Annotated in this window: 1 protein-coding gene; it reads right to left on the bottom strand. The window is 37.1% G+C overall.

The features are described 5' to 3' along the window. A partial coding sequence (locus tag RG565_RS08940; RefSeq protein WP_308937470.1) for an IS30 family transposase occupies positions 1-900 on the bottom strand: 900 nt, incomplete at its 3' end. Positions 901-988: the final 88 nt, after the last annotated feature.

Raw genomic sequence — 988 nt, forward strand, 5'->3', positions numbered from 1 at the left:
TTGATAATTCAAAGACTTCCTAGGAATTCTATTTCTTTTATCAGCTATAGCTGATAAATAATTTTGAGGAATATTTGTAAAATCCATTTGTTTCGGTAGTCCATTTCGTCTTAATAAGCCATTAGAATGTTCATTGAGGCCTCGTTGCCCAGGACATCCTGGTTCCGCAAAGAAAATATCAATGTCATGTGCATTCGAAATAGATTTCCAATTAGAAAATTCTTTCCCACAATCAAAAGTGATCGACTTAAAGAGATGGCTGGGGACTTGAGATAACCATTGATTGATGGAAGTCTCAATATCACTTGCTTTCCGTCCATTGGTTTTCAGTGTGATGATGGCTTTTGAGCAGCGTTCTACTAAGGTAATGACTGCACTTTTGTGTTTTTCTCCCACAATTGTATCCCCTTCTAGATGACCGAATTCCGTCTTAAAATTAGGATAACTGTCTGCTCTCTCACGTAAATCTCTGCGAAACGCTTGTTTTCCTCGTTTTTCGCTATGACCATTTGGTTTTCTTTTGCCTTTCCAAGGGAGATCTTCTTTCTTTAAAATACCACGGTCTGCTAGTCGATAGAGGGTTCTCATAGAACAAGAAACCCTATCTGGATAAGTTCCTTTAATGACATCAAGGCTCCAATTTTCTTCTAAATGAGTCTGGATAAAATCTTTTTCTGATTGCGTCAGACTTGTTTTATTCCTGCCCCAACGTTTCTTATTGACTTTATAACGGTTGTAGTAATCATATGCAGAGTGCCCCTCTTTCAGATAGTTGATGACAGTGTAGATTGTCTGTTTTGATCTGCCAAGTGAAGTCACAATATCTGAAACTTTTATGTTTTCTTGATAGTAAGCCTCTATCATTACAAGCTCGTTTGTGGTAAGATGAGTATAGGTCATTTATGTTAGTTCCTTTCAGACAAATGTGGTGTTTATCTGAGCCTAACATAGATGGCTTTTTCTGTCTAGCTTAATTTTACAAATTGGG

Source organism: Streptococcus sp. IsoGale021, from assembly GCF_031142795.1.
Taxonomy (GTDB): Bacteria; Bacillota; Bacilli; order Lactobacillales; family Streptococcaceae; genus Streptococcus; species Streptococcus hominis.